This window comes from Micromonospora sp. AMSO12t (genome assembly GCF_008806585.1).
Taxonomy (GTDB): domain Bacteria; phylum Actinomycetota; class Actinomycetes; order Mycobacteriales; family Micromonosporaceae; genus Micromonospora; species Micromonospora reichwaldensis.
The window spans coordinates 1-6,947 of the sequence record NZ_WAAS01000308.1; the positions used below are offsets into that span (position 1 = coordinate 1).

The 6,947-nt window shown below is 75.4% G+C and carries 7 protein-coding genes; 4 read left to right on the top strand and 3 right to left on the bottom strand.

Going from position 1 to position 6,947, the window contains the following annotated elements; translation table 11 throughout:
• Positions 1 to 967 (top strand): phosphatase PAP2 family protein (locus F6X68_RS28690; protein ID WP_151457181.1); only part of this gene is annotated, 967 nt, incomplete at its 5' end.
• 25 nt (positions 968 to 992) lie between these two features.
• Here F6X68_RS28690 and F6X68_RS28695 read toward each other — a convergent pair.
• Genes F6X68_RS28695 through F6X68_RS28705 form a run of 3 tightly spaced genes read right to left on the bottom strand, consistent with a single transcriptional unit; the run spans position 993 to position 3,341 of the window.
• Positions 993 to 2,552, bottom strand: a complete 1,560-nt coding sequence (locus tag F6X68_RS28695) for a PH domain-containing protein (RefSeq protein ID WP_370519003.1) — start codon at positions 2,550 to 2,552, stop codon at positions 993 to 995.
• The gene (locus F6X68_RS28700) at positions 2,549 to 3,088 is read right to left on the bottom strand and encodes a PH domain-containing protein (RefSeq protein WP_225852482.1); all 540 of its coding nucleotides are present in this window, start codon (positions 3,086 to 3,088) and stop codon (positions 2,549 to 2,551) included. Before F6X68_RS28700 ends, F6X68_RS28695 begins: the two co-directional genes overlap by 4 nt.
• Positions 3,089 to 3,110: 22 nt before the next feature.
• Positions 3,111 to 3,341, bottom strand: a complete 231-nt coding sequence (locus F6X68_RS28705; RefSeq protein ID WP_151457183.1) for a hypothetical protein — start codon at positions 3,339 to 3,341, stop codon at positions 3,111 to 3,113.
• 278 nt (positions 3,342 to 3,619) lie between these two features.
• Between F6X68_RS28705 and F6X68_RS28710 the strand changes: the two genes are divergently transcribed.
• The 3 genes from F6X68_RS28710 to F6X68_RS28720 are packed head-to-tail and all read left to right on the top strand — an operon-like array spanning position 3,620 to position 6,662.
• Positions 3,620 to 4,732 carry a MoxR family ATPase gene (locus F6X68_RS28710; protein WP_132238733.1) on the top strand — a complete coding sequence of 371 codons (1,113 nt, stop codon included), beginning with the start codon at positions 3,620 to 3,622 and terminating at the stop codon, positions 4,730 to 4,732.
• A complete protein-coding gene (locus tag F6X68_RS28715; protein ID WP_132238734.1) occupies positions 4,711 to 5,715 on the top strand; it encodes a DUF58 domain-containing protein in 1,005 nt (334 codons plus the stop codon). Before F6X68_RS28710 ends, F6X68_RS28715 begins: the two co-directional genes overlap by 22 nt.
• A complete protein-coding gene (locus F6X68_RS28720; protein WP_151457184.1) occupies positions 5,712 to 6,662 on the top strand; it encodes a VWA domain-containing protein in 951 nt (316 codons plus the stop codon). The genes F6X68_RS28715 and F6X68_RS28720 overlap by 4 nt, the downstream gene beginning before the upstream one ends.
• Positions 6,663 to 6,947: the final 285 nt, after the last annotated feature.

Genomic DNA, 6,947 nt, shown 5'->3' on the forward strand with positions numbered 1-6,947 from the left:
GGTCGCGATGACACTCTGGGGGGTCGCCTTCGTCGCCGGCTGGCTCGGCATCGGCCTGCCGACCGACCCGGCGTACGCGTTCCTGTGGATCTGGGCGGGGACGATCGCCTGGAACAGCAGCCGGCCGTGGCGCAGCCATCTGCGCTTCGCGCGGGACTGGGTGCCGGTGGTGCTGCTGCTCGCCGTCTACAACCTGTCCCGGGGCTTCGCCGACAACGGTGCCACCCCGCACGCGTACGAGCTGATCGTCGCCGACCGGGTGATGTTCGGCTGGGCGACGGGCGGGCAGGTGCCGACGACCTGGCTCCAGGAGCACCTCTACCGGCCCGAGGTGCACTGGTGGGACGTCGCGGTCAGCTGGGTCTACTTCTCGCACTTCGTGGTGGCGCTGGCCGCCGCGGCGGTGCTCTGGCTGCGGGACCGGGGGCGGTGGGCGGCCTTCATGCGCCGCTGGGGCTTCCTGTGCGCCACCGGCCTGGTCACCTACTTCCTCTACCCGGCCGCCCCGCCCTGGTGGGCGGCGCAGAACGGGCTGCTGGAGGAGGTCGCGCGGATCTCCACGCGCGGCTGGAAGGCGTTCGGCATGCACGGCGCCGGCAACCTGCTCAACGCCGGGCAGATCGCCTCCAACCCGGTGGCCGCGATGCCCTCGCTGCACACCGCGTTCGCGCTCTTCGTGGTGCTGTTCTTCCTGCGGCAGACCCGCCGCCGTTGGTGGCCGCTGCTGCTGGCCTACCCGCTGGCGATGACGTTCACCCTCGTCTACAGCGGCGAGCACTACGTCATCGACGTGCTCGTCGGCTGGGCGTACGTCGGGATGGCCTTCCTGGTGGTCGGCCTGGCGGAGCGCTGGTGGGCGGCCCGCAAGGCCCGGCGGTCCCCGGCGGAGCCCGACCCCGACGCTGAGGCCGAGCCGACCGACCCGCCGGCCGCCGCCGAGCCGCCGCCGGTCACGGCCACCCGCTGAACAACCCGCGTGCGGACGGGCGCGGTCAGCCCGCCCGGCGGGCCGCGCGCGAGCGGGCCGTCAGCTCCGCCGCCAGGGCCCACGCCTCGGCGAGGTCCCGGTTCCGGGCGGCCGCGCCGGCGCCGCCGGCGGTGTCGGCGTGCACCGTCGCCAGCCGCAGCCGCCGCTGCGCCGGCCCCTGCACGACCCGCACGCTCTGGATCCGGGCGTACGGCACGAGCGCCAACTGCCGGGTGAGCAGGCCGGAGCGGACGGCGAAGACCCGGTCGTCGAGCCCGGCGCCGAGCACGCCCCGGCTCAGCGGGTTGAGCCAGCGGGCCCGGGTCGGCGGCGGGCTCAGCGGCAGCGCGGCCAGCCGCACCCCCGGCAGCACCTCGGCCACGATCGCCTCGCCGGTCGCCACGTCACCGACGGGGAGCAGCCGGTCCGGCCGGTTGCGCTCGTCGGCCTCGCCGGCGGAGTAGCCGGCCACCTCCAGGCGCAGCCGCAGCCAGCCCTTGACCCGCCACAGCAGCGGCCAGGTCACCCCGACGGCCTGCACCCGGTCCAGCGGCACGGTCTGCGCGCGGGTCTCCAGCAGGCCGTTGCGGATCCGCAGCGTGCCCTCGTCCCGGGCGAGCCGGAAGTTCCAGTCGTCGAGCACCCGCCGCACCGGTTGCAGCAGCACGCCGGCCATGGCGGTGAGGGTGCTCGCCACCGCGACGAACGACCAGGAGTCCTCGGAGAGGAACTGCGCCACCACGAACGCGACGCCGAACGGGATCATGAACGCCTGCGGGGTCAGCAGCTGGCTGACCAGCAGGTCGTTGTTGGCCACGGCGTGCAGGGGCCGGCCGGGCGGTGGTGCCGGGGTCCCCGCCGGTCCCGCGGCCACTCCCGCTGGCGGCGCGCCCGGCTCGGCCGCGATCCGTCCGGCGAGGGCGAGCAGCCGCTGGCGCAGCGCGGTCGCCTCGGCGACGCTCAGGTAGGCCAGCGGCGCCTCCGTCTTGCCCCCGCCCACCACCTCCAGCCGCAGCTCGGCCAGGCCGGTGAGCTGGGCGAGCAGCGGACGGACCACCTCGACGGCCTGGAGCCGCTCCAGCGGGATCGCCCGGGTGCGTCGCCAGAGGAGACCCTCGTGCACCCGCAGTTCGCGGCCCACCACGTGGTAGCCGGTGTAGTACCAGCTCACCACGGCCAGCACGGTGGCACCCAGGGCCAGCACCACCGCCATCAGCGCGAACCAGCCGAAGCCGACCCGTGACAGCGTCGACCACGACAGGCCGGCGATCACCACGACCAGGGACTTGGCGCCGTGCAGGGCGGGGCTGAGGGGGTGCAGCCGCTGCCGCGGCTCGGCGCCCCCGGGCGCCCCGGCAGACCGGACCGGGCCCGGCGGGACGGGCCCGGTCGCCGGGGGCGGGAAGCCGGACCCGGCGTCGCGCCATGCCGCCTCCGGCGGCGCACCGGGTCCGGTCGGCTCCGGTGGCACGTCGGGTCCGGTCGGCGGCGGGGGCGCACCGGGCCCGGTCGGCTCCGGTGGGACGCCCGGCTCCGCCGGGGACGGGCCGGCGTGGTCCGTGCCCCGGGCGGCCGGGTCGCTCACAGGCCCTCCGCCCGGTCCTCGCCCAGCGCGGTGAGCCGGTCGCGCAGCCGGGACGCCTCCGCCGGGCGCAGCCCGGGCACCCGGGCGTCGCTCGCCGCGGCGGCCGTGTGCAACTGCACGGTGGCGAGCTCGAACGCGCGCTCCAGCGGCCCCGCGCTGACGTCGACGAACTGCATCCGCGAGTACGGCACGATGGAGAGCCGCCGCACCAGCAGCCCGTGCCGGACCAGCAGGTCGTCCTCCCGCTCCGCGTAGCCCCAGGCCCGTACGGCGCGGACGATCGTCACGCCCCGCAGGACGCCGAAGAGCAGCACCACGCCGAGTGCCGCGCCGAGGAAGCCGCTGCCGCTGAACGCCCAGCCGACGCCCAGCCCGAGGGCGAGGACGACCAGCACCAGCGCCAGGCGGATCAGCTCCACCCAGATCAGGTCGGACGAGATCGACTGCCAGCGGACGGTGTCCGGCCACGGCTCCAGGGGGCCCGCCGGCGGTAGGGGTGGCGCCGGCGGCGGGCCGGCGGACCCGTCACTGTTCACCGGGAACATCCGTTGTGCGCGCTCACCCTTCGAGCGTAGGCGATCCGGGCGCCGGTACGACCTCCCGGAGGAAGCCACGGGCGTCGAGGAAGTCGCCGAGGGTGGTGCGGTGCGCGGTGCACGCGAGCCAGGTCTTGCGCCGGTCGGTGTCGTGCAGCCGGGGATTGTTCCACCTCAGCGCCCAGTGGGCGGGGGCACGACATCCGCGGGACGAGCAGACCAGCGGCTCGTCGGCGGGAAGGGGGCTGCTCATCCCGACCAGTCTAGGGGCGGTGGCGGCACCGGAAGTTTGAGCGCCGGGCGGCCACGGGGGGAGCCGCCCGGCGACGGGTGAATGGTACACGCGCCGGGCCGGTCCCTGTCCACCCGTGAGCGGGGATTTCGTACCGCCCGACGGCGTGGCGGGCCCGCGACCCGGCATCGGGGACGCGGCGGCGAGAATCGGCTTCTCCCCACCTCGGCACTCAGCCGGGCATGCGAGTCTTGATACGCACCACGCCGCGCGACAACCGATCATGCTGTGGAGGACCGGTGGCCCAGCCGACCACGCCCGACGCCCCGACGCCGAACGGGACGGGCCCGGAGACACCCGAGCCGGTGACCACGCCGGCCGAGGACGCGACCCTGCTCGAGCGGGCGCTGTTCGAGATCAAACGGGTGATCGTCGGGCAGGACCGGATGGTGGAGCGGATGTTCGTCGCGCTGCTCGCGCGCGGCCACTGCCTGCTGGAGGGCGTGCCGGGGGTCGCGAAGACCCTCGCGGTGGAGACCCTCGCGAGGGTGGTCGGCGGCTCCTTCGCCCGGGTGCAGTTCACCCCCGACCTGGTGCCCGCCGACATCATGGGCACCCGCATCTACCGGCAGTCGAGCGAGAAGTTCGACGTCGAACTGGGCCCGGTGTTCGTCAACTTCCTGCTCGCCGACGAGATCAACCGGGCGCCGGCCAAGGTGCAGTCGGCGCTGCTGGAGGTGATGAGCGAGCGGCAGGTCTCCATCGGCGGCGAGAGCCACCGGGTGCCCGACCCGTTCCTGGTGATGGCGACGCAGAACCCGATCGAGCAGGAGGGGGTCTACCCGCTGCCCGAGGCCCAGCGGGACCGCTTCCTCATGAAGATCGTCGTCGGTTACCCGACCGACGCCGAGGAGCGGGAGATCGTCTACCGGATGGGGGTCGCCCCGCCGCAGCCGGCGCCGGTCTTCACCACCCCCGACCTGATCGCCCTGCAACGCAAGGCGGACCAGGTCTTCGTGCACAACGCCCTGGTCGACTACGCGGTCCGGCTGGTGCTGGCCACCCGCGCCCCGGCGGAGCACGGGATGCCGGACGTCGCCCAGCTCATCCAGTACGGCGCGAGCCCGCGCGCCTCGCTCGGCCTGGTCCGGGCCACCCGCGCGCTGGCACTGCTGCGCGGCCGGGACTACGCCCTGCCGCAGGACGTGCAGGACATCGCGCCGGACATCCTGCGCCACCGGCTCGTGCTCAGCTACGACGCGCTCGCCGACGACGTGCCCGCCGACCACGTGGTGCACCGGGTGATGTCCACCATCCCGCTGCCCTCGGTCGCGCCCCGGCAGCAGGCCACCCCCGCACCCATGCCGACCTCCGCGCCGCCCGGCGCCGGTTGGCCCGGGCAGCGTCCGTGACCTCACCCGCCCGTCGGCCTGCCGACGTCCCCTCCGACCGCACCGAGGCCGTCCTGTCGCGGCTGCAACTGATGGTCACCCGCAAGCTCGACGGCCTGCTCCAGGGCGACTACGCCGGCCTGCTGCCCGGGCCGGGCAGCGAGGCGGGGGAGTCCCGGGAGTACCGCCCCGGCGACGACGTACGCCGGATGGACTGGCCGGTCACCGCCCGCACGACGATGCCGCACGTCCGGCGTACGGTGGCCGACCGGGAGCTGGAGACGTGGCTGGCGGTGGACCTCTCGGCGAGCCTGGACTTCGGCACCGGCCGGTGGCTCAAGCGCGACGTCGTGGTGGCCGCCGCGGCGGCGCTGGCCCACCTGACCGTCCGGGGCGGCAACCGGATCGGCGCGGTGATCGGCAGCGGCGGCGGCACGAGCGCGCCGGCCCGCCGGTGGCGCGCCGCGCCGCCGGTCGCCGGCCCGGACGTCTACACCCGGCTGCCCGCGCGCTCCGGCCGCAAGGAGGCTCACGCGCTGCTGCGGGCGATCGCCGGCACCGAGATCCGCCCCGGGCGCAGCGACCTGGGCACGCTTGTCGACATGCTCAACCGGCCGCCCCGCCGCCGGGGCGTGGCGGTGGTCATCTCCGACTTCCTCGCCCCGCCGCAGCGGTGGTCCCGGCCGCTGCGTAAGCTGCGCGTCCGGCACGACGTGGTGGCGATCGAGGTGGTCGATCCCCGGGAGCTGGAGCTGCCCGACGTCGGGGTGCTGCCGGTGGTCGACCCGGAGACCGGCGAGCTGCACGAGGTGCAGACCGCCGACCCGCGGCTGCGCCACCGCTACGCCGAGGCGGCGGCCGCCCAGCGGGCGGAGATCTCCGCGGCGCTGCGCGGCGCCGGCGCGGCCCACCTGCGACTGCGTACGGACCGAGACTGGCTGCTCGACATGGTGCGTTTCGTGGCCGCGCAGCGGCACGCGCGCACCAGGGGGACGACACGATGATCCGCTTTCTGCAACCGTGGTGGCTGCTGGCCGTGCTGCCGGTGCTCGCCCTCGCCGCGCTCTACGTCTGGCGGCAGCTGCACCGCCGGGCGTACGCGATGCGGTTCACCAACGTGGACCTGCTGCGCACCCTGGCGCCGAAGGGGCTGGGCTGGCGGCGGCACGTGCCGGCGACGGCGTTCCTGCTCTGCCTGCTGGTGCTGGCGACCGCGCTGGCCCGGCCGTCGGTCGACACCCGGGAGCCGTTGGAACGGGCGACCGTGATGCTCGCCATCGACGTGTCGCTGTCCATGCAGGCCGACGACGTGGCGCCGAACCGGCTGGAGGCGGCGCAGGAGGCGGCCAAGCAGTTCGTCGGCGAGCTGCCGGAGAGCTACAACCTGGGGCTGGTCTCGTTCGCCAAGTCGGCGAACGTGCTGGTGCCGCCGGGCAAGGACCGGGACGCGGTGACCGCCGCGATCGACGGGCTGGTGCTGGCCGAGGCGACGGCGACGGGCGAGGCGGTCTTCACCTGCCTGGAGGCGATCCGGTCGGTGCCGGCCGACGGCGCGGCGGGGATCCCGCCGGCCCGCATCGTGCTGCTCTCCGACGGGTACCGCACCTCGGGCCGGTCGGTGGAGGAGGCGGCCGCCGCGGCGCAGGCGGCGAACGTGCCGGTCTCCACCATCGCCTTCGGCACCGACTCCGGGCAGGTGGACATCGGCGGCCAGCTGCAACGGGTGCCGGTGGACCGGCTGGCCCTGGCCGACCTGGCCGAGGCCACCGAGGGCTACTTCTACGAGGCGGCGTCGGTGAGCGAGCTGAAGCAGGTCTACCAGGACATGGGCAGCTCGATCGGGTTCCGCACGGAGCCCCGCGAGGTCACCCAGTGGTACGCGGGGGTGGCCCTGCTGCTGGCACTCTGCGCGGGGGCCCTCAACCTGCTGTGGTCCTCGCGGATGCTCTGACGCACGGGTGCGGGGTGGCCGGCGGCCGGGCGCGCCCCGACGGCCGGCGACGGCGCGGCGGTCGGTGCGTGCCGGCGGTCGGTCCGCGCCGTCGCAGGCGGTCGGTGCGTGCCGACGGTCGGTGCGTGCCGTCGCCGGTGGTCAGTGCGCGGCGCCGCCGGCGAGGACGAAGACGACGGCCACCCAGACGGCGGCGAGGGTGAAGCCCAGCGGGGCGACGTAGCGGCTCATGGACGGCTCCGGGCGGCGACTGGACGGTCCGCGCGTGCGGGGGCGGACCGCAGA